The following is a 23,207-nucleotide window of genomic DNA, read 5'->3' as shown; positions in this document are numbered from 1 at the left end:
GCCCTTTCTCAGCCTCCGCTCAGGCCGCCGCGTGCCGGGTCGCGACGCCGACCAGCTCGACCAGGGCCTGGGCCCGGGCGTACTCGGCGGGCGTGAACACCGGCTCGGCGCGGCGGATGTAGAGCGTGCCGCCGGCCGGGTCGCTCAGCTGCATCCCGGTGGCCGTGAAGCCGCCGGAACCGGAGGACCGCCAGGAGATGTCGCAGTCGCCCAGCAGCGCGGCCAGGGCCTCCTCCAGCCCGGCCCGGCCGTCGAGGACCTTGGTGGCCAGCGCGAGGACCCGCGTCGGTTCGTCGATCAGCCCGCGCACGTCGGCCGGGGCGATCCACGGGTCCCGCCCGCGGCCGCGCTGCACCGCGTCGGCCAGGTCGGCCCGGGTGAGCTCGTCGGGCGCCTCGACCAGGAAGTCGTCCACGGCGCCGGTCTCGGTGGTGTGGACCTGCACGGAGAGGATGTTGACCTTGCGCAGGGCCAGGCTCGCGGTGAGCACGGAGAGGAAACCCGGGCGGTCGTCCACCGTCGCCCGGATTCGCCAGAGTGTCATCTTGTGCCGGCGGGAGCGGGGGCCCCGGTAACGGAGCGCCCCGCCTCACCCGGTTCCGCCAAACCGGGCCCCGCCAGCTTTTCCCCCAGCACAGATGCGGTTGCACCGACCAGCTGCGCCAGCCGTTCCACCTCGGAACCGTGGAAGGGTGGTGCTCCCGCGTCGCCGTCCGCCCCGCCGCGGCCGACAACAAGGACCAGACCACCGCGCTGGAAAGGCGCGACAGCGAGATGAACGCCGTCAGCTGCACTCAACGCACGGGGCCGGAGTGGTGCGATGTCCACCTGTGGGGGGACATCCGGAGCTCGCCAGCTCGCGCTGACCACCGTTGAGCCGGACCAGGCCTGAGTGCGCGCGCCGCCGCCCGCCCAGTCCGATCCGACCAGGATCGCCACCGCCCAGTCCGCGCCGAACAGTGCGGGCGTCGCGTCCACGACCGTCGCGAGGCCGTGATCCGGGTTCGCCGCCACCTGTCCGATCAGCGCGACCTCGCGGCCGCTGCTCGGCTCCGACAACTCGGTGCCGCGCCACACACCGTCCACGCGAACGCCTGGGATCGCCGCGAGGCCGGTGAGTACGCGATCGACCGGGGCCGAAGCCGGCCATACCACGGTGAAGTCGTCCACCGCACGACCGCTGACGCGTTCCAGTACAACTACCGAAACGATGTCCGCGCCGACCACACCCAGCGTCCGGGCAACCTGCCCGAGTGAGCCGGGACGGTCGGGCAGCGCAACCCGCAGCCTGAGCAGCATGTGAGTCGACCTCCCGTTCGTCCTTGGCTTGAGGTGCACGCCGCCGTTGGTGTACGCCTTGCTCTCCGGTACTGCCAACAGGTTGCCGAGATCGAGTTTCCGCGCCGTTTCGCCGCGGTGTCGGCGCCGGAACGTTTCAGAGGGCGCCGAGACCGACAAATCGGACCAGGCGGCTTGACAGAGAACGTGTCTCAACCATGGACTGATCGGATGACCACCCCGCCCGGTCTCGACCTGCCCCGCCTGCGGACCTACCTGGAGTCGAAGGCCCCCGGCCTGGTCGGCGCGCCGCTCACCGCCGAGCTCGTGGCCGGCGGCCGGTCCAACCTGACCTACGTCCTCAACGAGGTCTTCGTCCTGCGCCGCCCGCCGCTGGGCCACGTGCTGGCCACCGCGCACGACATGGCCCGCGAGTTCCGGGTCATCTCCGCGCTCGGCCCCACCGCGGTGCCCGTGCCCGAGGCCCTGCTGCTGTGCGAGGACGACTCGGTGCTCGGCGCGCCGTTCTACCTCATGGCCCGGGTGCCCGGGGCCGTGCTGCGCCACCGCGAGCAGACCGACCCGCTCGGCCTCGACAACCGCCGCAAGGTCGCCTTCGCGATGATGGACACCCTGGCCGAGCTGCACCTCGTCGACCCGGCCGAGGTCGGGCTGGCAGAGTTCGGGCGGCCCGAGGGCTTCCTGGAGCGCCAGGTCCGCCGCTGGAGCAAGCAGCTGGAGCACTCCCGCAGCCGCGACCTGCCCGCGGCCGACACCCTGCGCGAGCGGCTCGCCGCCACCATCCCCGCCAGCCCGCGGCCCGCCATCGTGCACGGCGACTACCGGCTCGACAACCTCATCGTCGACCCGGACACCCTGCACGTCGCCGCGGTCCTGGACTGGGAGATGGCGACGATCGGCGACCCGCAGACGGACCTGGGGCTGCTGCTGGCGTACTGGAACGTGCTGGACCGCATCAAGACCGGCCGGAACCCGATCGCTGACGGCCTCGGCGCCGCGGCCGGGTTCCCCAGCGGCGACGAGCTGCTCGAACGCTACGCGGCCCGCGCCCCGCTCAGCGACGACCTGCACTGGTACGTCGGCCTGGCCTGCTACAAGCTGGCCGTCGTGCTCGAGGGAATCCACTACCGGTACACGCACGGCCAGACCGTCGGGGCCGGCTTCGACGAGATCGGCGATCTGGTTCCGCCCCTGCTCGAAGAGGGCATCGCAGCGATCAACGGAGAGAGCTGATGGACTTCGGATTCGACCAACGCACGGCCGAGCTGCACGAGAAGCTCACGGACTTCATGGACGAGGAGGTGTACCCCGCGGAGCCCGTCCTGGAGCAGCAGATGGCCGAGGCCGCCGACCCGTGGGCCCGCCCGCCCGTCATCGAGGACCTCAAGCGGTCCGCCCGCGAGCGCGACCTGTGGAACCTGTTCCTGCCCGACGCCGAGCACGGGGCGGGGCTGACCAACCTGCAGTACGCGCCGCTGGCCGAGATCACCGGCCGCAGCCCCAACCTGGCCCCGGAGGCCGTCAACTGCGCCGCCCCCGACACCGGCAACATGGAGGTGCTCGCCCAGTTCGGCTCGCCCGAGCAGCGCGACCGCTGGCTCAAGCCGCTGCTGGACGGCCAGATCCGCTCCGCCTTCTGCATGACCGAGCCCGACGTCGCCTCCTCGGACGCCACCAACATCGCCACGCGGATCGAGCGCGACGGCGACGGCTACGTGATCAACGGCCGCAAGTGGTGGTCGTCGGGCGCGATGAACCCGAACTGCCGCCTCTTCATCGTCATGGGCAAGACCGACCCGGAGGCCGAGCGGCACCGCCAGCAGAGCATGGTGTGTGTACCGCGGGACGCCCCCGGCATCACCGTCAAGCGCGGCATGCACGTCTTCGGGTACACCGACGCCGCCCACGGCGGGCACGCCGAGGTCGTCTTCGACAACGTGCGCGTCCCGGCCGACGCCCTCATCGCCGGCGAGGGCCAGGGCTTCGCGATCGCCCAGGCCCGCCTCGGCCCGGGCCGCATCCACCACTGCATGCGGCTCATCGGCATGGCCGAGCGGGCCCTGGAGCTGCTCTGCGGCCGGGTCAGCCAGCGGGTCGCCTTCGGCCGCCCGCTCGCCGAGCAGGGCGTGATCCAGGAGTGGATCGCGGAGTCGCGGGTGCGCATCGAGCAGGCCCGCCTGCTGGTGCTCAAGACCGCGTGGCTGATGGACACCGTGGGCAACAAGGGCGCCCACACCGAGATCCAGTCGATCAAGATCGCGGTGCCGTCGATGGCCGAGTGGGTCATCGACAAGGCCATCCAGGCCTACGGCGCCGCGGGCGTGAGCCAGGACACCCCGCTGGCCGCCCTGTGGTCGGGCGCCCGCACGCTGCGCCTCGCCGACGGCCCCGACGAGGTCCACCGCGCGTCGCTGGCCCGGCGCGAGCTGCGCAAGTACAGCTGAGTTTCCCCGCTTTGCTCTTCTTGGGGGAGCTCCGCTCCACCCGAACCCCCTCCCACACGTGGGTCGCGGTCCGGGGCGAAGGGGCCGGGAGTGTTGTGCTTGCGGCCGCCACGGACCGCACCAACTCCACGAGGAAGGGCCGGCGCCCCGCACGGCGCCGGCCCTTGACTTCTCCTGGGGGATGTCTGCGGGGTCAGGGCGTCGGGGGTACCACCGGCCGGCCCGGCACGACCGGAACGACCGGCTCGTAGGGGGCCGGGGCGTCCGCCGTGCTCGAAAGCTCGTCGGGGTCGTCCAGGTAGAGCCGGTCGCTCGCGGCCTGGATCACCTTCGGCGCCGAGGCCGCCACCGCCCAGCCCAGCGCCACGCCGCCCAGCGCCGCCACCGCGATCCAGCCCCACGGGGTGCGCGAACGGCGGCCGGACAGCGCGTCGAGGGCCAGGTTGGCCCGCTTCCACGCCTCGCTCGAGACCGAGTTCACACGATCCGACGCCGTGCTGTACCGGTCCGACGCCTCCCCGGCCAGGTCGCCGGCGCGGTCCTTGAAGTCGTACGCGCGGTCCTTCACGGCGCCGCCGAACGAGCGGGCGTTGTCAAGGGCCGAGACCAGGTGGTCCCAGGCCTCCTCGGCCACGCTCTCGGCGCGCCGCTTCCGCTTCTTCCACTCACTGCTCATCGAAATCGCCACCTCCTCCGATGTTCCTGCTGCCCGGAACGGATGAAGTGCAAACGCTCAGGCGGAGGCGCGGCGGACCAGGTGCGTCTCGACCATCACGGAGGAGGACGCGGCGCCGCCGATGCGCGCGATGAGCAGCCGCGCCATCTCCCGGCCCATCGCCTCGACCGGCTGGTGCACGGTGGTCAGCGGCGGGTCGGTCTGGCGGGCGATCGCCACGTCGTCGAAGCCGACCAGGGCCACGTCGTCGGGGACGCGCTTGCCGATGGTCCGCAGCGCGCGCAGGGCGCCGACCGCCATGAGGTCGGAGGCGGCGAAGACGGCGTCGATCTCCGGGTCGCTGTCGAGCAGCTCGCGGACCGCGCGCTCGCCGCTGGCCTCGGAGAAGTCGCCGTACGCGATGAGCTTCTCCTCCACCGGAATGCCCGCTCGCTCCAGGGCCTCGCGGTAGCCGGTCAGCCGGGACACGCCCACGGCCATGTCCTGCGGGCCGGCGATCGCGGCGACGCGCCTGCGCTGGCGGTCGAGCAGGTGGCCGACGGCGATGCGGGCGCCGCCCTCGTTGTCGGCGTCCACGTAGGAGAGCTGCGACAGCTGGGCCGTGAAGTTGAGCTGCTCGTCGTCGGCGAGCATCTGGGCCGGCCGGCCGCCGAGCACGACCGGCAGGCCCCGGCGCTCCAGCAGCAGCGGCAGCGGGTCGGCGTCGTGCAGGGAGAGCAGCATCACGCCGTCGACGTGCTGGTTGGTCAGGTGGTGCTCGACGCGCTCCCGCTCGGCCGGGGACTGGGCCATCGCCAGCCAGAGCTGCAGCTGGGTGTCGGCCAGGGCCGAGCTGATGCCGCGGACGATGCCGGCGAAGAAGGGCTCGCCGAAGACGCGCTCCTCCGACTCCGACACGACGAGCGCGACAGAGTCGGTGCGCTGGGTGACGAGCGCGCGGGCGGCTCGGTTGGGCACGTACCCCAGCTCGTCGATCGCCTTCTGCACCGCGGCGCGGGCCTCGGGGCTCACCTGGGGCGAGCCGTTGACCACACGCGAGACGGTGCCGCGGCCGACACCGGCGCGCGAGGCGACCTCATCGAGCGTGGGCCGGCCGGCGGAGCGCGGGCGACCCGGGGACGGGATGTTCACGCCTCATTGTGCGCACATCCCGTCACCGGGCTACCCGGCGGCCCGACGATCTTTTTCAGGAAACCGTCAAGTTCACCTCAACGACCGAGCCTTCGGGGGCCAGCGGGAGGACGCCGTCGGGGTCGAACGACGCCCCGTCGACGGTCAGCGCGCGGGCGTCGCCGCGCCGCACGGTGATGTTGTACGTCGCCCCGCGGAACCGGCGGACCGCGGTGAACCCGGGCCATTCCCCCGGAATCACCGGCGCCACCCGCAGACCGGTCAGCTCGGGTCGGATGCCGAGAATCCACTGCGTGATGGCCGCGTAGTTGTACGCCGCCGTGCCGGTCAGCCAGGAGTTCTTCGCCTCGCCGTGGGTCGGCGCGTCGCGGCCGGCGATCATCTGCGCGTACACGTACGGCTCGCACCGGTGCACCTCGCTGATCGCCTCCCGGGCCGAGGGCAGGATGCGCTTGTAGTAGTCGAACGCCGCGTCGCCGTTGCCCACGATCGCCTCGGCGATCATGATCCACGGGTTGGTGTGGCAGAAGATGCCGGCGTTCTCCTTGTACCCGGGCGGGTAGGACGAGATCTCGCCGAGCTCCAGCCGGTAGGAGCTGTACGCCGGCTGCTGCAGGACCACGCCGTGCGGGGTGGCCAGCCGCTCCCGCACGCTGGCCAGGGCCGTGACGGCGGTGCCGTCCTCGACGCCGACGCCGCCCATGATGCACATGCCCTGCGGCTCGATGAAGATCTGCCCCTCGTCGTTGGAGGCCGAGCCGATGACGTTGCCGTGGAAGTCGTACGCCCGGCGGAACCAGGCCCCGTCCCAGCCGTGCTCGGCGATCGTGCCGGCCATCTTCTCGGCCGCGTCGAGGTACTCCTGGGCCGGCTTGCCCACGCACAAGGCGATCCCGGCGAGCTCCTTGGCCGCCAGCACGAACTGCCCGGCGATGAACACCGACTCGGCCACCCCGCCGGTGGCGTTCTCGGTGGTCTGGAACGGCTCGCCCGGAGTGTCGGAGAAGCAGTTGAGGTTGAGGCAGTCGTTCCAGTCGGCCCGCCCGATCAGCGGCAGGCCGTGCGGGCCCAGGCGCTCCAGGGTGTACCGCAGGGAGCGCTGCAGGTGGTCGTAGAGCGGGGCCTCGCTCCCCGGCTCGTTGTCGAACGGCACCGGCGCGTCGAGGATCGACAGGTCGCCGGACTCCTTGATGTAGGCCGCGACGCCGAGGATGAGCCACAGCGGGTCGTCGTTGAAGCCCGAGCCGATGTCGTTGTTCCCGCGCTTGGTCAGCGGCTGGTACTGGTGGTACGCCCCGCCGCTGGCCAGCTGGGTCGCGGCGATGTCGAGGATCCGCTCGCGGGCCCGCTCCGGGATCATGTGCACGAAGCCGAGCAGGTCCTGGTTGGAGTCGCGGAAGCCCATGCCGCGGCCGATCCCGGACTCGTAGAACGAGGTCGAGCGGCTCATGTTGAAGGTGACCATGTTCTGGTACGCGTTCCAGATGTTGACCATCCGGTTCGTGTCCCCGTCCGGGGTCTCCACCTGCAGGCCGCCGAGCAGCCGGTCCCAGTTCTCGCGCAGCGCGGCGAAGCCGGCGTCGACCGTCTCCTGCCGCAGCCAGCGCTCGATCACCGGGCGGACCATGTGCTTGTTGATGGTCTGCGAGCCGGGTGGGTCGAACTTGGCGTCCTTCGGGTTCTCCCAGTAGCCGAGCACGAAGCCGATCTCGCGGGTCTCCCCCGGCTCCAGCGTGACGCGCACGTGGTGCGAGCCGTGCGGCTGCCAGCCGTGCGCGACGGAGTCCGAGGAGCTGCCCCGCTCGACGGCGATCGGGCGGTCCCAGGAGCGGTACGGGCCGAGGAACGCCTCGCGGGCGGTGTCGAAGCCGGCCAGCGGCTCGGAGCAGGCGAAGTACGCGAAGTGGTCGCGGCGCTCGCGGTACTCGGTCTTGTGGTAGATGACCCCGTCGACGACCTCGACCTGGCCGGTGTTGAAGTTGCGCTGGAAGTTCGTCGCGTCGTCCTGGGCGTCCCAGAGGCAGAACTCGACCGAGGAGAACAGCGAGAGCTCGGCGGGGACGTCGCGGTCGTTGGTCAGCCGCGCCCGCCAGACCTCCAGCGTCTCGCCGAGCGGCACGAAGTACGACACCTGGGCCTTGATGCCGCGATAAGCGGACGAGATCCGGGTGTAGGACATCCCGTGCCGGCACTCGTACTCGTCCAGCTCCGTCTGCGTCGGCTGCCACGTCGGCGACCAGAAGTCGCCGTTCGCCGCGTCGCGCAGGTAGAGGTAGCGGCCGCCGAAGTCGAAGGGGGCGTTGTTGTACCGGTAGCGGGTGAGGCGGCGCAGCCGCGCGTCACGGTAGAACGAGTAGCCGCCGGCAGTGTTGGAGATGATGCCGAAGTACGCCTCGGTGCCCAGGTAGTTGATCCAGGGCAGCGGGGTGTCCGGCCGGTCGATCACGTACTCGCGACGGTCGTCGTCGAAGTGGCCGAAGCGCACGTTTTGCCTCCTGCGGGGTGGTCTAGGCCGACTCGCGCACCACGAGGTGCGTGTCCAGCACAGTCGAGTGCGCCGGCCCGCCGGCGATGCGGGCCAGCAGGAGCCTGGCCATCTCGCGACCCATGCCCTCCACCGACTGGTGCACGGTGGTGAGCGGCGGCAGGGTCTGCCGGGCCACGGCGGAGTCCTCGAAGCCGACCACGGCGACGTCCGCCGGAACGGCCCGGCCCTGCTCGCGCAGGGCTCGGATGGCCCCGGCGGCCATCAGGTCGGAGGCGGCGAAGACGGCGTCGAGCCCCGGGTTGAGATGCAGCAGGCGGTTCATCGCTTCGGCGCCGCTCGCCTCGCTGAAGTCGCCGTAAGCGACGAGACGGTCGTCGAACGGGTGGGACGCGCCGCGCAGCGCCTCGCGGTAGCCACGCAGCCGGGCCTTGCCGACCCCCATGTCCTGCGGGCCGGCGATCGCGGCGACGCAGCGGCGGCCCAGGTGGAGCAGGTGCTCGACGGCCAGCCGGGCCCCGCCCTCGTTGTCGTTGTCGACGAACGAGACGGTGTGCCCGTTGGCCTGGCCGTCGATGGTGCCCGTCTCGAGCATGTGCGCGGTGCGCCCGCCCAGGACGGTCGGCAGCCCACGCCCGGCCAGCAGGCCGGGCAGCGGGTCGTCGTCGTGCAGCGACAGCAGCAGGACGCCGTCGACGTGCTGGTCGTTGAGGTGACGCTCGACCAGCACGCGCTCGGCGACCGACTGCGCCATCGCGAGCCACAGCTGCATCTGGGTGTCGGCCAGGTGCGAGCTGACGCCGCGGACTATTCCGGCGAAGAACGGCTCACCGAAGACCCGCTCCTCGGACTCCGAGACGACAAGCGCCACGGAGTCGGTGCGGCGGGTCACGAGCGCCCGGGCGGCCCGGTTGGGCACGTACCCGAGCGCGTCGATCGCCTTCTGCACCGCCGCGCGCGCCTCCGGGCTCACCTGGGGCGAGCCGTTGATGACGCGGGAAACGGTGCCGCGCCCGACACCGGCCAGGGCAGCGACCTCGTCAAGTGTCGGGCGGTGCACGCTACTCGGCCAGGCCGTTGCGCTTGATGACCTCGCGGTACCGGTGCCCGCTGGTCTTCAGGGTGCGCGCCTGGGTCTCGTAGTCGACGCCCACCAGGCCGAAGCGCTTGGTGTAGCCCCACGACCACTCGAAGTTGTCCAGCAGCGACCAGGCGAAGTACCCCTTGAGCGGGGCACCCTGCTCGATCGCGGCCAGGCCGGCGCGGAAGTGCGCGTCGAAGTAGGCGGCGCGCTCGGTGTCGTCGATGTCCCCGGCGTCGTTGCGGGTGTCGACGTACGCCGCCCCGTTCTCGGTGATGTACAGCGGGACGGCGGGGTACTCCTGGGCGACCCGCACCAGGGTCTCGGTGAGCCCGGGCGCGTCGACCTCCCAGTCCATGTCGGTCACGGGCACGCCGGGCCGCTTGTGGAAGCGCACGTGCTCGCTGCCGGGCCAGGACGTGGAGGCCCGCCAGTAGGGCTCCGCGGGCACGTCCGGGTCGGGCGCGCCGACCACGTGCCGGCTGTAGTAGTTGATGCCGAGCAGGTCCAGCGGCGCGGAGATGACCTCCAGGTCGCCGTCCCGGACGAAGCCGAAGTCGCTGACCCCGGCCAGGTCCTGCCGCACGTCCTCCGGGTAGGTCCCCCGCAGTACCGGATCCAGGAAAATGCGGTTGGCCAGGCCGTCGATGCGCCGCACGGCGTCGTGGTCGGCCGGGGACTCCGGGTCGGCCGGCGAGATCGCGTAGAGGTTCAGCGTGATGCCGAGCTGAGCCTGCGGGTCGTTGGCGCGGATCGCCTGGACCGCCTGGCCGTGGCCGAGCAGCAGGTGGTGCGTCGCGGCCAGCGCGTCGGGGGCGTGCTTGCGGCCCGGGGCGTGCACGCCGGAGGCGTAGCCCAGGAACGCCGAGCACCAGGGCTCGTTGAGCGTGGTCCAGTTCCGGACCCGGTCGCCGAGCGCGCCGTGCATCAGCGCGGCGTACTCGGCGAACCGGGCGGCGGTGTCGCGCGCCGGCCAGCCGCCGGCGTCCTCGAGCTCCTGCGGGAGGTCCCAGTGGTACAGGGTGACCCAGGGGGTGATCCCGTGCTCCAGCAGCTCGTCCACGAGCCGCCGGTAGAAGTCGAGGCCCTTCTGGTTGATCGACCCGCGGCCGCCCGGCTGCACGCGGGGCCACGCGATGGAGAACCGATAGGAGCCAAGCCCCAGGTCGGCCATCAGCGCGACGTCCTCGCGGTAGCGGTGATAGTGGTCGCACGCCACGTCGCCGGTGTCGCCGCCCTTCGTCCGCCCGGGGGTGTGGCTGAACGTGTCCCAGATCGAGGGCGTGCGGCCGTCTTCGGCCGCCGCCCCTTCGATCTGGTACGACGCGGTCGCCGCCCCCCAGAGGAATCCGGGTGGGAACGTCAGCGGGTCGATACTGGTCACGCCTTGACCGAACCTTCCATGATGCCGCCGATGATCTGGCGGCCAAATGCGATGAACACGATGAGCAGCGGCACGATCGCCAGGGCTGTCCCGGTAAAGACTTGCACGTAGTCCGTCTTGTAGTAACCGGTGGCCAGAATGTTCAGCGAGACCTGGACGGTCGGCGTATCACCGTTGAGCACCACGTAGGGCCACAGGAAGTCGTTCCACGTCTCCATGAACGTCAGCAGGCCGAGGACGGCCGCGGCCGGGCGCAGCGCCGGGAGCACGACGCTCCAGTAGGTGCGCCACGTCGAGGCCCCGTCCATCCGCGCCGCCTCGATCAGCTCGTCGCTGATCGCGGACTCCGCGTACTGCCGGATCATGAAAACGCCGAAGCCCTTGACCAGGAAGGGCACGATTACCGCCTGCAGCGTGTTGGTCCAGTCGAACTTCACCATCAGCAGGTACAGCGGAATGATGTTGACCTGTGTCGGGATCATCATCGTCAGGATGATGATGAGCAGCAGCGCGTTCTTGCCGCGGAACTTGAGCTTGGCGAACGCGAAGCCGGCCAGGGTCGAGAAGAACACCACCGACAGCGTGACGCAGCTGGCCACGATGGCCGAGTTGATCAAGCCGTAGACGAAGTTGGCGTCGGTGTTCTCCAGCACCCGCTGGGCGTTGTCGAAGAAGTTCGGGCCCGGGGTGAGCGGCGGCGGGATGTCCGTCACCGCGCTGTTGTCCCGCGAGGCCACGATGAACGACCACACGATCGGGAAGATCGACAGCACGATCGTGAGGATCAGGGCCAGGTACGTCAGCGGGCTGGCCTCCCACAGGGACGCCGAGGCGCTGCGGACGCGGCGGGACCGCTTGGGAGCCGGGGCCGGAGTGGTCCGGCTGGGCCGGGCGGGGGTCATGGTGCTCATTGCGTCTGCCCCCTAACCGAGCGTCGCACCAGCACGAAGTTGATCAGGGCGAAGACGAGGATGATCATGAAGAGCAGCCAGGAGATCGCGGAGCCTCGGCCCACGTTGAAGTTGTTCGTGAACGTGGTCTCGTAGATGTACATCGCGACCGTCTGGAACTCGTTGAGCGATCCGCCCTGGATCCGGCCGTAGTTGAACAGCAGCGGCTCGGTGAACAGCTGCATGCCGCCGATCGTCGAGATGATCACCGTGAACAGGATCGTCGGCTGGATGAGCGGCACGGTGATCCGCCAGAAGCGGCGGAAGGCCGAGGCCCCGTCGAGGGAGGCCGACTCGTACAGCTCCTTCGGGACCGCCTGCATCGCGGCGAGGTAGATCAGGGCGTTGTACCCCGTCCAGCGCCAGTCGACCATGAAGGCGATGGCCGTCCACGAGGACCAGCGGTGGTTGCGCCACTCGACCGGGTGGAAGCCGACGGTCTGGATCAGCCAGTTCGCCAGGCCGTAGCGGTCGGCGAAGATCAGGCCGAAGACGATGCCGACGGCGGCCACGGAGGTGATGTTCGGGATGAGCACGCCCATGCGGATCGCAGTGCGGGCGCGCATCTTCTTGTTCAGCCAGCTCGCGATCATCAGCGCCAGGATCAGCTGCGGCACGGTGGCAACGATGAACAGGCCGAACGTGTTGCCGATGACCGTCCAGAAGTGCTCGTCAGAGAGCACCTTGGTGTAGTTCTCGAAGCCGACGAAGCCCTGGTCGCCGCCGGTGAGCGTGTTCTTGCGCAGCGACAGGATCGCGGTATAGACGAGTGGGTACGCGCCGAAGACCGCGAAGAGCAGGAAGAACGGCGCGACGAACAGGTACGGCGAGTACCTGATGTCCAGCTTGCCGAAGCGCGATGAGCGCCGCCGCGGCGGCGTCACCGGGTCCCTCCGCCCGTGGCGAGGCCCGGCGACCTCGACATTGGTGGTCATGGTTGGTGGTCCTTCTTCCGTAGCCGGTCGCTGGCGAGCGGAGGTGGCGAGTTGCCGCCACCTCCGCCCGGTGTCGATCGGGGAACCGATCAGCCTTCGGCCAGCGCCTTGCTGTCCTTGATGGCCTTGTCCCAGCCCGCCTGAGCGCTCAGCTTGCCCTGCTCAGCGGCCTGCATGGCCGGCTCGAAGGCGTTCTCCCAGAGGGCCTGGTGCTTCGGGCCCAGGTAGATCGGCTTGAGCGTCTTCGCGGCGTCGACGTAGATCTTGCCGACCGGCGCGTTGTTGAAGTAGTCGTTCGTCGCGCCCGTGATCTGCGGGTCCGACAGGGCCGACTGCGACGACGGGAGCGGGCCCGCCTCCTTGAAGGCGTCGATGCCGCCCTGCTTGCCGGTCAGGAACTTGATGAGCTCGAACGCGGCCTTCTTGTTCTTGCTCTGCTCCGGGATGGCCAGGTACGAGCCGCCCCAGTTGCCGCCGCCACCGGGGATGGAGGCGATGTCCCACTTGTTCTTGCCGGCGTCGCCGGCGCGCTCCTTGATGACACCCGTGTACCACGGCGGGCACGGCACGGTGGCGAACGCGGCGTTCTTGAACGCGGCGTCCCAGTCCGCGGCCCAGCGCTGCAGCTTCGCGGTCAGGCCCTTGGAGGCCATGTCGAGACCGAGGTTGTACGCGGTCTTGACCACCGGGTTGGTGTCGCCGATGTACTTGTCGCTCTTGTCGTAGAACCAGGTCTCGCTGTTCTGCATGATGTACGGCTGCATGATCGACGTAGCCGAGTCGAGCCACGCCGCGCCGGTGTTCTTCGACTTGAAGGTCTCACCCTGCTTGATGTAGTCCGCCCACGTCGGCCAGAGCTTGCTCACGGCCTCACGGTCGGTCGGCAGGCCGGCCTTCTGGAACAGGTCGGTGCGGTAGCACATGGCCAGCGGGCCGACGTCGGTGCCGAGACCGACGAGCTTCTTGCCGTCCGCGGTGAAGGCGTTCTTCCACTTGAACGGCAGGTACTCGCTCTCCAGCGACTGCGCGCCGAGGTCGAGCAGGTTGGCGAAGGGCTTGTTGTCCTTCAGGTACTGCAGGAGCATGCCCTCTTCGAGCATGACCACGTCACTCGCGCCGCTGCCCGCGGAGAGCTGCTGGGCCAGCTTCGGCACGAAGTCCTTGGTCTGCCCCTCGTTCTTGACGTCCACCTTGATGTTCGGGTTCGCGGCCTCGAAGTCCTTGACCGCCTGGGTGAACCCGGGCGTGCCGAAGTAGGACAGCGAGATCGTGACCGGGCCGCCGGAGCTGCCGTCGGATCCAGCATCGTCCTTCTTGGCACTGCAGGCGCCGATGCCGAGGGCGAGCCCGACGGTCAGCGCGGCCGCGGCGACGGATCGCATGCGGCGCGAGGTGAAGCTCATCCTGACCCCTCTCTCAGGTCGTGATGGGTGTGGGTGGTGTGTGGGGTGTTGATGCGTACGGCGACGGGCATGCAAAAGCCCCGCCGGCGCGGTAAGGCGGACATGCGAGTTGATGTCTCCCACGGCCGCGGGGTGTGTCACCGGCCACAGCCGCGGGAGCGCTCCCATGAGACTGGACCGCGAACGGCAGCGTGTCAATGGGGCAATGGGAGCGTTCCCATTTCGTTACCGCAAGATTTCTAAGGGAGCATTTCGCCGGATTGGCGGCTTTTCTAGGGCCGGAAAACCTCTACTGTGCGTTACCGGTGCTGGTTAGGGCCCCATGTGAACTGAAAGTTACTTGTTTAGGACCCCTGAGAGCTGGGACACCGCCACCGATTCCCCCCAAACGGCCGCGCCGCGAGGGCACCGCGCGGAGGCGGAGGCGCGGGCAGGGCGCGGCACGAATGCACGCGCGGAGGCACGGCGCGGAGGCGCGGACACCGGGCACGAAGCCACGCGCGGAGGCGCCGGCAGTGCAGGGCGTGGAGGCGGAGGCGGAGTCACGCGCGGAGGCGCGGGCACTGCAGGGCGTGGAGGCGGAGGCGGAGTCACGCGCGGAGGCGCGGGCACTGCACAGCGCGGAGGCGCCGGCAGTGCAAGACGTGGAGGCGGAGTCACGCGCGGAGGCGCGGGCACTGCACTGCACAGCGCGGAGGCGCGGGCACTGCAGGGCGTGGAGACGGAGACGGAGTCACGCGCGGATACGCGGCACGGCGCGGAGACCTATGGAGGCGCGGGCGCGGCGCAAAAGGACGCGTGGAGGCAAGGAGCATGGCACCGCGCGGCGCGGACGCGTGGGCACGGCACGGCACGGAGGCGCGCAAGCCCAGCACGGCGCGAAGGCACGCGCGCGGGCACGAGCACGGGCACGGCGCGGCACGAAGGCACGCGCGGAGGCGCGGGCACCGCACTGCACGGCGCCGAGGCGCGGGCACGGCGCGGCGCAAAGACACGTGGAGGCTCGGAGCATGGCACTGCGCGGCGCGGAGGCGCGGGCACGGCACGGAGGTGCGGAAGCCCAGCACGGCGCGAAGGCACGCGCGGAGGCGCGGCACGGTGCGGAGATGCAAGGCAAGCGCGGAGGCGCGAGCACGGCGCGGAAGCCCTGCACGGCGCGGAGGCGCGAGCACGGCGCGGAAGCCCTGCACGGCGCGGAGGCGCGAGCACGGCGCGGAAGTACGCGCGGAGGCACGGCACAGGCGCGGAGACGCGACGGCACGCGCGGAGGCGCGGCGCGGATGCGGTGGTGCGATTCGGAGGCGCGCGGATGCGAAAGCACGGTGCGAAATCGCGTCCGGAGGGGGATGCGGTGGCGCGGCAGTGAAGGCCTTAAGTCGAACGAGCCCGGCCCCTTCGCCCCCGGACGGCGACCCACGTGTGGGAGGGGTTTGGGTGGAGCGGAGCTCCCCCAATGGGGAGCGACCGAAGGGAGCGCGAAAAACAGCTACGTCATGCGCCGCAGCAGGGTGGTTGCCCGCGCCGGGTCGAAGTCGGCCGGGTCGAACTCGCGGTCCAGCCACGATCGCATCGTCTCGTGGTCGGCGTGATGTGGGTCTGCGTACGCGGCCAGGAAGTCGTGGTAGCCGCCCGGTCCCCCGACGTCGTCCGGCGGGCAGGCGCGCTCCCCGCCCGTGCACATCGGGTACCGGATGCCCAGGTCGGCCGGGACCACGTCCTCGACCGCCAGGTCGTGCTCCCACCAGTCGCCGAAGTCGTACGTGTACCGCAGCCGCTCTCCTTTGCCCGCCACCTCGTCCAGCCGGTGATCGAGCTCGTCGCGGACCTCGAGCAGACCGTCGGGATCGGGCACGCCGTACTGCACCCCGTCGACCTCGAACACGTGCAGATGCCGGTCGCCCCAGCCCATCGCCAGCTGGACGATACGGTGCACGCGGTCCAGCGTGAAGCCGCCGGGCACGAGCACGCGCCGCCAGACGGGCGGTTCGACGGCGTCCAGCGCGATACGCAGCTGATAGATCATGCGAGCCATGGTCCAGCCATTGTGGGGTGCGCCCCACCCGCGGCGCAGCCCTACGATCCGATCTCCCCACGTCCGAACGAAGCACGTCCGAACGAAGCACGTCCGAACGAAGCACGTCCGAACGAAGACCGAGCGCCGCAGTAAAGTCGGCCGGTGCAGCAGCTCTGGCCCGTCCCCGTCGCCGAACCCGATCTGGTCGACCTCTATCGAACCCCGCCCGGGCCCTGGCTGCGGATGAACTTCGTCTCCAGCCTCGACGGCGCCGGGCACGTCGACGGGCGCAGCGCCCCGCTGTCCGGGCCGGCCGACAAGCGCGTCTTCGGCGTCCTGCGCATGCTCTGCGACGCGCTCGTGGTGGGCGCCGGCACCGTCCGCGAGGAGGGCTACCACGCGCTGCGCCTCGACGCCGACCGCCGGGCCTGGCGGCGGGCGAACGGCCTGCGGGAGTACCCCACCCTCGTCATCGTGTCCGGGCGGCTCGATCTGGACCCGGCGCAGGATGCCCTGGCCGCGGCGCCGGTCCGCCCGATCGTGCTCACCCGGGCCGGCAACGACCCCGGGCGGCTGGCCGGCGTGGCCGAGATCATCACCGTGGGTGAGGACGAGGTGGATCTCGCGGCGGGGCTGGCCGCGCTGCGCGGGCGCGGGCTCGACCACGTGCTCAGCGAGGGCGGTCCGCGCCTGTTCGGCTCGCTCACCGCGGCCGGGCTCGTCGACGAGCTGTGCCTGACCCTCTCGCCGCTGCTGGCCGGCCCGGGCGCGGGCCGGATCACCGGGGGCCACTCGGCCGGCGCCCCGCAACACCTCACTCTCCGTCACGTCCTGCTCGACGACGAGTTGCTGTTCCTCCGGCACGCTCGTTAACCACAGGACCGTCCACAGGCCTGTGGACAAGGCGGCGTAAGCCTGTGGACAAAGGGGAGTTCGTCCGGGTTTGTCCAGATGAATAGGACACTCATCCATCCACCGTGGCGTGGTGCCTTCGCCCTGATGGCCGGCGTGGGGCACGATGCACAGGCGAACACTTGTACTGGGGGTCGAACCGCATGGAGGACGAGTCCGCCGCCGCTTCGAGCGGCCCGGTCGTCGGGCGCGTGCTCGGCACCGCCGACGCCACGCCGCTGACGTTCTGGGTCGCCGTCGAGGACGGCGCCTACCTCCAGCTCGACGACGTCGTGGTGACGCAGCGTGACCTTCCCGGACACGACCCCGTGACCATCGCCGGCGTGGTGACCGCGGTCCGGGCCCGCCACGAGGGCGTCGTCTTCGACTCCGACGTGTTCCTGGTCGCCGACGGCACGCTGCCGGCCACCATCCAGGAGGCCGCCGAGATCACCACGACCCGGGTCGACCCCGAGGTGTACGTCCCCCCGACCCCGGGCGCGCTCGTCCACCGGGCCCAGGGCGACGCGCGGGCCGGGGCGCTCTACTTCGACCGGATGGACCGCACCATCCCGATGGGCTTCGGCCGCGACGGCGCCGCGATGTTCCTCAACGCCGACTTCCTCGACGGCAGCCGCGGCGCCCACGTCTCCATCTCCGGCATCTCCGGCGTGGCCACCAAGACGAGCTTCGCGACCTTCCTGCTGTACTCGGTCTTCCGCTCCGGCGTGCTCGGCGGCGCCGGCGAGACCGCGAACACCCGCGCGCTCATCTTCAACGTCAAGGGCGAGGACCTGCTCTTCCTCGACCATCCCAACAGCCGGCTCAACCAGGCCACCGAGGACGCCTACGCGCGCCTCGGGCTGGTCGCCGGGCCGTTCCCCGACGTGCGGGTCTACGCGCCGCCGCGGGCCGGCGACTCCTCCGGCACCCCGGACGTGAGCAGCCGCCTGTCCGGCGTCGACGCCTTCTACTGGACGCTGACGGAGTTCTGCGCCGACCGGTTGCTGCCGTACGTGTTCGCCGACGCCGATGACGAGCGGCAGCAGTACACCATGGTTGTGCACTCCGTCACCGCGCACCTGGCGCGCGTGGCGCAGCCGGCCGAGGGCGGGGTCGCGGTCGACGGCACGCGCCTGAACTCGTACGCCGACCTCGTCGACTATCTCGTCGACCAGCTCAACGACGACGCGACCCGCGGGCAGTGGGCCGGCAACGCGATCGGCCTCGGCACCGTCAACGCGTTCGCGCGCCGGCTCATCGGCAGCAAGAAGGACCTGTCCCGGCTCATCCGCGGCGACCTCGCCCAGCGCAAGCCGCACCAGATCAACACCGCCGAGTCGGCCCAGGTGACCGTCGTCGACCTGCACAACCTGCCCGACCGGGCGCAGCGCTTCGTCGTCGGCGTCACGCTGCGCACCGAGTTCGAGCGCAAGGAGAAGGCCGGCACGGCCAAGCCGCTGCTGTTCGTGGTGCTCGACGAGCTGAACAAGTACGCGCCGCGGGAGGGCACCAGCCCGATCAAGGAGGTGCTGCTCGACATCGCCGAGCGCGGCCGCTCCCTCGGCGTCGTGCTCATCGGCGCGCAGCAGACCGCCAGCGAGGTGGAGCGGCGGATCGTGGCCAACTCGGCGATCCGGGTCGTCGGGCGGCTCGACCCGGCCGAGGCGTCGCGGCCGGAGTACGGCTTCCTCCCGCCTGCCCAGCGCCAGCGCGCCCTGCTGGCCAAGCCCGGCACCATGTTCGTGTCGCAGCCGGAGATCCCGGTGCCGCTGTGCATCGAGTTCCCGTTCCCCTCGTGGGCGACGCGGCCCGCGGAGGCCGGCCCCCCGCCCGCCGCGACGCTGCGCTCGATCGCCCAGGCCGCGGGGGCGGACCCGTTCGCGGTCGTGGCCCGGGTCGGCGCCGGCGGCATCAGCGACGACGAGATTCCTTTCTAGGAAGGGAAAGCTTTTGCGGGTACTGCACACCTCCGATTGGCATGTCGGCAAGGTCCTCAAGGGACAGTCGCGATCGGCCGACCACATCGCGGCGATCAACGGGCTCGTCGACGTGGCGAAGGCCGAGCAGCCCGACCTGATCGTCGTGGCCGGCGACCTCTACGACACGGCGAGCCCCACCGCCGAGTCCACGAAGATCGTCACCCGCGGCCTCTCGGCGCTGCGCAAGACCGGCGCCGACGTGGTCGTCATCGGCGGCAACCACGACAACGGCAAGGCGCTCGACGCGCTGCGCCCGTGGGCCGACGCGGCCGGGATCACCATCCGCGGCGCGATCGGCCGGCCCGAGGAGCACCTCATCCCGGGCACGACCCGCGACGGCGAGCAGTGGCGGCTGGTCGCCCTGCCGTTCCTCTCCCAGCGCTACGCGGTGCGGGCCAGCGAGATGTTCGACCTCACCGCGGCCGAGATCACCCAGTCCTACGCGCACTACATCGGCGACCTCATCAACCACCTCGCGCAGGGCTTCGCCGCCGACACGGTGAACCTGCTGACCGCCCACCTGACCGTCATCGGCGCCACGATGGGCGGCGGCGAGCGGGAGGCCCACTCGATCATGGGGTACGCGGTCCCGGCCACCGTCTTCCCCTCCTCCCTGCACTACGCGGCGCTCGGGCACCTGCACCGCGCCCAGTCGGTCGCCGGCCCCTGCCCGATCCGCTACAGCGGCAGCCCGCTGCCGATCGACTTCGGCGAGGAGGAGAACCTCGTCTCGGTCGCCGTCGTCGACGTCACCGCGGGCATCGCGGCGCGGGTGCGGGAGGTGCCGCTCCCCGTCGTGACGCCCCTGCGCACCGTGCGGGGCACCCTCGCTCAGTTGTCCACACTGGACACCGGCGATGCCTGGCTGCGGGTGTACGTCCAGGAGTCGCCCCGCGCCGGCCTGCGCGAGGAGGTGCAGGACCTGCTGCCCAAGGCCCTCGAGGTGCGCATCGACCCGAAGCTGCTGCCGGGTCCGGGCGCCGGGCCGGGCGAGGCGCCGCGCGCGGGCCGCTCCGCGGGCGAGCTCTTCGCCGACTACCTCGACCAGCGCGGGCACGCCGACGAGGCGACCGTGGCTCTGTTCCACCGGCTGCACGACGAGGTGATGCACTCATGAGGCCCGTGCGCCTGGATCTCGACGGCTTCACCGTGTTCCGCGAGCCCACCACCGTCGACTTCACCGACACGGACTTCTTCGCGCTGGTCGGGCCGACCGGCTCGGGCAAGTCGACGGTGCTCGATGCCATCTGTTTCGCGTTGTACGGCACCGTGCCCCGCTGGGGCGACCGGCGCGCGATCGCCAACGCGCTGGCCCCGTCGGCCGCGGAGGCGCGGGTGCGGCTCATCTTCGAGTCGGCCGGGATGCGGTACGTCCTCACGCGCGTCGTCCGCCGCGACGCCAAGGGCGCGGTGACCACCAAGCACGCCGGTCTGGAGATGCTCGCCCCCGGGCTCGACCTGGCCAAGCTGGAGTTCGGGCTCGAGCAGGACGACATCGCCGAGGTCCTCGCCGGTACCCCGGGCGAGGTCGACACCGCCGTGCTGACCGTCGTCGGGCTGCCGTACGAGCAGTTCACCAAGTGCGTGGTGCTGCCCCAGGGCGAGTTCGCCGCGTTCCTGCACGCCAAGCCGGCCGAGCGGCAGAAGATCCTGGTCAACCTGCTGGGGCTGGAGGTGTACGGCAAGATCCGCGAGCGGGCCCAGGCCGAGGCCACCACCGCCGAGGCCCGGCTCAAGGTGCTCGACGACCAGCTGCACGCCCTCGCCGACATCGACGACGCCGCCCTGGCCGCCGCCTCGGCGCGGGTCGAGGCGCTGGGCCGGGTCACCGCCGCCGTGGACGCCATCGTGCCCCGGCTGGCCGACGCCGACCGGCTCGCCGGCCAGGCCGCCACCGCGCTGGCCGCCCTCGACGCGGAGATCGGCCGGCTCGCCGCGGTGACGGTACCGCCGGACGCCGCCGGCCTCGCCGCCTCCGCCGCCACCGCGCGCGCCGCGGTCGCCGGGGCGATGGATGCCGCCCGGGCCGCCGAGGAGCGCGAGGAGAAGCTGCGCGGCGAGCTGCAGTCGGCCGGGGACGCGACGGCCCTGCGCCGCCTGCTCGACCACCACGCCGCGCGGGCGCGCCTCGTCGCCGAGTCCGGCTCGGTCCGCGCGACCCTGACCGGCGCGGAGGCCGAGCACCGCAAGGCCGCCGCGGCGCTGGAGTCCGCCCGCGCGGACGCGCGTTCGGCCCTGGCCGAGCTCGAGGCCGCCCGCGAGGCCTACCAGGCCGCCGTCGCCGCCGACCGCGCGGTCGCCCTGCGCCCGCACCTGCGGGTCGGCGACGCCTGCCCGGTGTGCACCCAGACCGTCCACGAGCTGCCGACCGTCCCGCACGAGCCCGCCGTCGCCGCCGCGGAGGCCGCCGGCAAGCGCGCGCGGAAGCGCAGCGAGGCCGCGGACAAGGCGGTCGAGGAGCGGGACCGCTCGGCGCGCGACCTCGACCGGGCGCTCGCCACCGCGCGGGCCCACGCCCAGCAGCTCGAGCGGCGGCTGGCCGAGCTCGACGCCGAGCTGGAGGGCGCGCCCGCGCCCGAGGCGCTGCAGCGCGACCTCGACGGCATCGCCGCGCTCACCCGCCGCCTGGAGCAGGCCGGCGCCGAGGTCCGCAAGGCCCGCGAGGCCCAGCGCGGCGCCGCCCGGCAGGCCGACACCGCCGAGGAGCGGCTGCGCAGCGCCTGGCGCGCCTTCGACGGGGCCCGCGACGGGCTCGCGTCCTTCGGGCCGCCGCCGGCCAACCGCGACGACCTCGCCGACGCCTGGGCGACGCTGCACGGCTGGGCGACGGGCGAGGCGGGCCGCCGCCGGGCCGGGCGCCCGGCGGCCCAGGACGAGGTGAGCGCGGCCCAGCGGGGCGTCGCCGGCATCCGCGACGAGCTCGCCGCCCGGTTCACCGAGGCCGGGCTGCCCGCGCCGGGCGGCGACCCGGCCCGCGACGCCGCGGTCGCGCTCGAGCGCGCGGACGCGGCCCGGCGCCGGATCGAGGAGCGGCGCGCGGACGCCGCGCGGATGCGCGAGCAGCGCGACGAGGTGGGCCGCGAGGCGCAGATCGCCAAGGCCCTCGCCCAGCACCTGCGGGCGGACCGGTTCGAACGCTGGCTGCTCGCCGAGGCGCTCGACACGCTCGTCGAGGGGGCGTCGCGCACGCTGCGCGAGCTGTCCTCCGGGCAGTATGACCTCGGGCACGAGAAGGGCGAGTTCTTCGTCGTGGACCACCACGACGCGGGCCTGCGCCGGGCCGTGCGCACCCTGTCCGGCGGGGAGACGTTCCAGGCCTCGCTCGCCCTGGCGCTGGCCCTGTCCGAACAGCTCGCGGGGCTCTCGGCGGCTTCGGCGAGCCTGGAGTCGATCGTGCTCGACGAGGGCTTCGGCACCCTGGACACCGCGACGCTCGACACGGTCGCGGTGACGCTGGAGAACCTGGCGGCGCGCGGCGACCGGATGGTCGGGGTCGTCACCCACGTGGGCGCGCTGGCCGAGCGTATCCCGGTGCGCTTCGAGGTACGCCGCGACGCGCGTACCGCCCGGATCGAGCGGGTGGGCCTGTGAAGCTGTTCGTCGACGCCTGGGACCCCGGCTACGGCCAGTCGTTCGAGGCCGGCGAGTCGGGCCCGCAGGCGCCGAGCACGGCGCAGGTCGAGCCCGGCGTGGAGCTGCCCGCGGACGCGTGGCGGCCGATCGACCCGCCGCCCGGGCTGGCGCCGCCGGCCACGGTGCTCATCGTCGACGGGGTGCAGCGCATCGACGCGCGGGTCTGGATCACCGACGACGAGGGCGCCACGCACCCGGGCATCGCCGCCTCCTACGCCGCCGGGGTCGTCCGCTGCGAGCTGGACCGGGGCGCCGCGCAGATCGCCACCACGCGCATCGAGCGGGGGCTTTTCACGCCCGCCGAGAACGTTCCGGCGGTCGTCGCAGGCAACATCCGGTACCCCTCCCGGCGCATTTCCCGCGGTGAGCCGAAGGACCTCGCGCTGGGCGTGCAGCGGCACATGCGGGCGCTGGAGGTGGGCGTCTCCGGCGAGGAGCGCGCCGACGGCGACCTGCTCATCGTCGACGGGCCGCTGCAGGAGCGGGCGCACCTGCCGCGGGCGCTGGGGTACATCAAGACGCACCGGGTCGAGTACCTGCCGGCCGAACTGACCGCCGTCGTCACCGCGCTGCGGGGCGGCCAGCGCACGCCGGTGTTCCTGCTGGGCACCTCGTGGAACCGGTTCGCGTGGTACCTGCGGCTGCCCGGGCCCGCGGGCGCGCCCTGGTCCGGCATCGTGCGGGCGGAGTGCTCGGCCGATCTGACGTACGCGGACGCCGTGGCCCTGGCGCACCTGTCGGCGGTCACGCTGCCGCGGTTCGCCTCGCAGGCGTACAAGGACCCGCGGGCGCCGCAGAACCTGGTGCCGATCGCCGGGCTGGAGCGTAAGCTGCGCGCCATGCTCGGCGACCCCCGGTTGCTGCACCGCGCCCTCTCGCGGGCCGCGGCGTGAAGGTTC

Annotated in this window: 18 protein-coding genes; 7 read left to right on the top strand and 11 right to left on the bottom strand. The window is 71.8% G+C overall.

All coding sequences use genetic code 11. The annotated features are described in order from the left end of the window. Positions 1-19: 19 nt before the first annotated feature. Complete coding sequence (locus tag AB0B76_RS44975; protein ID WP_360387845.1) at positions 20-544, bottom strand: ACT domain-containing protein; 525 nt, start codon at positions 542-544, stop codon at positions 20-22. After that, positions 541-1,299, bottom strand: a complete 759-nt coding sequence (locus tag AB0B76_RS44970; protein ID WP_360387843.1) for an amino acid-binding protein — start codon at positions 1,297-1,299, stop codon at positions 541-543. The genes AB0B76_RS44975 and AB0B76_RS44970 overlap by 4 nt, the downstream gene beginning before the upstream one ends. 210 nt (positions 1,300-1,509) lie before the next feature. Here AB0B76_RS44970 and AB0B76_RS44965 point away from each other — a divergent pair, with 210 nt between their 5' ends. Further along, positions 1,510-2,532 carry a phosphotransferase family protein gene (locus tag AB0B76_RS44965; protein WP_360387841.1) on the top strand — a complete coding sequence of 341 codons (1,023 nt, stop codon included), beginning with the start codon at positions 1,510-1,512 and terminating at the stop codon, positions 2,530-2,532. Beyond that, positions 2,532-3,743 carry an acyl-CoA dehydrogenase family protein gene (locus AB0B76_RS44960; protein ID WP_360387838.1) on the top strand — a complete coding sequence of 404 codons (1,212 nt, stop codon included), beginning with the start codon at positions 2,532-2,534 and terminating at the stop codon, positions 3,741-3,743. The genes AB0B76_RS44965 and AB0B76_RS44960 overlap by 1 nt, the downstream gene beginning before the upstream one ends. 193 nt (positions 3,744-3,936) lie before the next feature. On the opposite strand, the gene AB0B76_RS44955 is transcribed toward AB0B76_RS44960, so the two are convergent. From AB0B76_RS44955 to AB0B76_RS44915, 9 genes are all read right to left on the bottom strand, one after another. Beyond that, a complete protein-coding gene (locus tag AB0B76_RS44955) occupies positions 3,937-4,419 on the bottom strand; it encodes a hypothetical protein (RefSeq protein ID WP_360387835.1) in 483 nt (160 codons plus the stop codon). 57 nt (positions 4,420-4,476) lie between these two features. After that, a complete protein-coding gene (locus tag AB0B76_RS44950; protein ID WP_360387874.1) occupies positions 4,477-5,544 on the bottom strand; it encodes a LacI family DNA-binding transcriptional regulator in 1,068 nt (355 codons plus the stop codon). Between the two features lie 61 nt (positions 5,545-5,605). Continuing rightward, positions 5,606-8,035: a glycosyl transferase gene (locus AB0B76_RS44945; protein ID WP_360387832.1), complete on the bottom strand. Its 2,430-nt coding sequence runs from the start codon at positions 8,033-8,035 to the stop codon at positions 5,606-5,608. Positions 8,036-8,057: 22 nt separating this feature from the next. Next, positions 8,058-9,095, bottom strand: a complete 1,038-nt coding sequence (locus AB0B76_RS44940; RefSeq protein ID WP_360387829.1) for a LacI family DNA-binding transcriptional regulator — start codon at positions 9,093-9,095, stop codon at positions 8,058-8,060. A gap of 1 nt (position 9,096) precedes the next feature. After that, on the bottom strand, positions 9,097-10,500 hold the full coding sequence (locus AB0B76_RS44935) for a GH1 family beta-glucosidase (protein ID WP_360387825.1): 1,404 nt from the start codon (positions 10,498-10,500) through the stop codon (positions 9,097-9,099). Then, positions 10,497-11,402, bottom strand: a complete 906-nt coding sequence (locus AB0B76_RS44930; RefSeq protein WP_360387871.1) for a carbohydrate ABC transporter permease — start codon at positions 11,400-11,402, stop codon at positions 10,497-10,499. Before AB0B76_RS44930 ends, AB0B76_RS44935 begins: the two co-directional genes overlap by 4 nt. Positions 11,403-11,407: 5 nt before the next feature. After that, the gene (locus AB0B76_RS44925; RefSeq protein ID WP_360387822.1) at positions 11,408-12,385 is read right to left on the bottom strand and encodes a sugar ABC transporter permease; all 978 of its coding nucleotides are present in this window, start codon (positions 12,383-12,385) and stop codon (positions 11,408-11,410) included. Between the two features lie 89 nt (positions 12,386-12,474). Continuing rightward, the gene (locus tag AB0B76_RS44920; protein WP_360387819.1) at positions 12,475-13,788 is read right to left on the bottom strand and encodes an extracellular solute-binding protein; all 1,314 of its coding nucleotides are present in this window, start codon (positions 13,786-13,788) and stop codon (positions 12,475-12,477) included. 1,486 nt (positions 13,789-15,274) lie between these two features. Beyond that, positions 15,275-15,820, bottom strand: a complete 546-nt coding sequence (locus AB0B76_RS44915; RefSeq protein WP_360387817.1) for a plasmid pRiA4b ORF-3 family protein — start codon at positions 15,818-15,820, stop codon at positions 15,275-15,277. A gap of 183 nt (positions 15,821-16,003) precedes the next feature. Between AB0B76_RS44915 and AB0B76_RS44910 the strand changes: the two genes are divergently transcribed. The 5 genes from AB0B76_RS44910 to AB0B76_RS44890 all read left to right on the top strand — a co-directional run bounded on the left by AB0B76_RS44910 (position 16,004) and on the right by AB0B76_RS44890 (position 23,201). Next, positions 16,004-16,675 (top strand): pyrimidine reductase family protein, encoded by a 672-nt coding sequence (locus AB0B76_RS44910; protein WP_360387869.1) that lies wholly within the window; start codon positions 16,004-16,006, stop codon positions 16,673-16,675. Between the two features lie 182 nt (positions 16,676-16,857). Next, the gene (locus AB0B76_RS44905; protein WP_360387815.1) at positions 16,858-18,633 is read left to right on the top strand and encodes an ATP-binding protein; all 1,776 of its coding nucleotides are present in this window, start codon (positions 16,858-16,860) and stop codon (positions 18,631-18,633) included. A 13-nt stretch (positions 18,634-18,646) separates the two neighbouring features. After that, a complete protein-coding gene (locus AB0B76_RS44900; RefSeq protein ID WP_360387812.1) occupies positions 18,647-19,792 on the top strand; it encodes an exonuclease SbcCD subunit D in 1,146 nt (381 codons plus the stop codon). After that, entirely contained in the window at positions 19,789-22,266 is a 2,478-nt protein-coding gene (locus AB0B76_RS44895; RefSeq protein WP_360387809.1) for an SMC family ATPase, read from the top strand. The genes AB0B76_RS44900 and AB0B76_RS44895 overlap by 4 nt, the downstream gene beginning before the upstream one ends. Continuing rightward, positions 22,263-23,201, top strand: a complete 939-nt coding sequence (locus AB0B76_RS44890) for a hypothetical protein (protein ID WP_360387806.1) — start codon at positions 22,263-22,265, stop codon at positions 23,199-23,201. The genes AB0B76_RS44895 and AB0B76_RS44890 overlap by 4 nt, the downstream gene beginning before the upstream one ends. Positions 23,202-23,207 lie beyond the last annotated feature (6 nt).

Source organism: Dactylosporangium sp. NPDC049140, from assembly GCF_040648435.1.
This window is presented reverse-complemented; position numbering and strand designations above follow the sequence as displayed.

Coding starts and splice junctions, on each gene's coding strand:
- AB0B76_RS44970 (WP_360387843.1), bottom strand. CDS start 1,299: ATGCTGCTCAGGCTGCGGGTTGCGCTGCCCGACCGTCCCGGCTCACTC.
- AB0B76_RS44960 (WP_360387838.1), top strand. CDS start 2,532: ATGGACTTCGGATTCGACCAACGCACGGCCGAGCTGCACGAGAAGCTC.
- AB0B76_RS44975 (WP_360387845.1), bottom strand. CDS start 544: ATGACACTCTGGCGAATCCGGGCGACGGTGGACGACCGCCCGGGTTTC.
- AB0B76_RS44930 (WP_360387871.1), bottom strand. CDS start 11,402: ATGACCCCCGCCCGGCCCAGCCGGACCACTCCGGCCCCGGCTCCCAAG.
- AB0B76_RS44955 (WP_360387835.1), bottom strand. CDS start 4,419: ATGAGCAGTGAGTGGAAGAAGCGGAAGCGGCGCGCCGAGAGCGTGGCC.
- AB0B76_RS44905 (WP_360387815.1), top strand. CDS start 16,858: ATGGAGGACGAGTCCGCCGCCGCTTCGAGCGGCCCGGTCGTCGGGCGC.
- AB0B76_RS44895 (WP_360387809.1), top strand. CDS start 19,789: ATGAGGCCCGTGCGCCTGGATCTCGACGGCTTCACCGTGTTCCGCGAG.
- AB0B76_RS44965 (WP_360387841.1), top strand. CDS start 1,510: ATGACCACCCCGCCCGGTCTCGACCTGCCCCGCCTGCGGACCTACCTG.
- AB0B76_RS44925 (WP_360387822.1), bottom strand. CDS start 12,385: ATGACCACCAATGTCGAGGTCGCCGGGCCTCGCCACGGGCGGAGGGAC.
- AB0B76_RS44920 (WP_360387819.1), bottom strand. CDS start 13,788: ATGAGCTTCACCTCGCGCCGCATGCGATCCGTCGCCGCGGCCGCGCTG.
- AB0B76_RS44915 (WP_360387817.1), bottom strand. CDS start 15,820: ATGGCTCGCATGATCTATCAGCTGCGTATCGCGCTGGACGCCGTCGAA.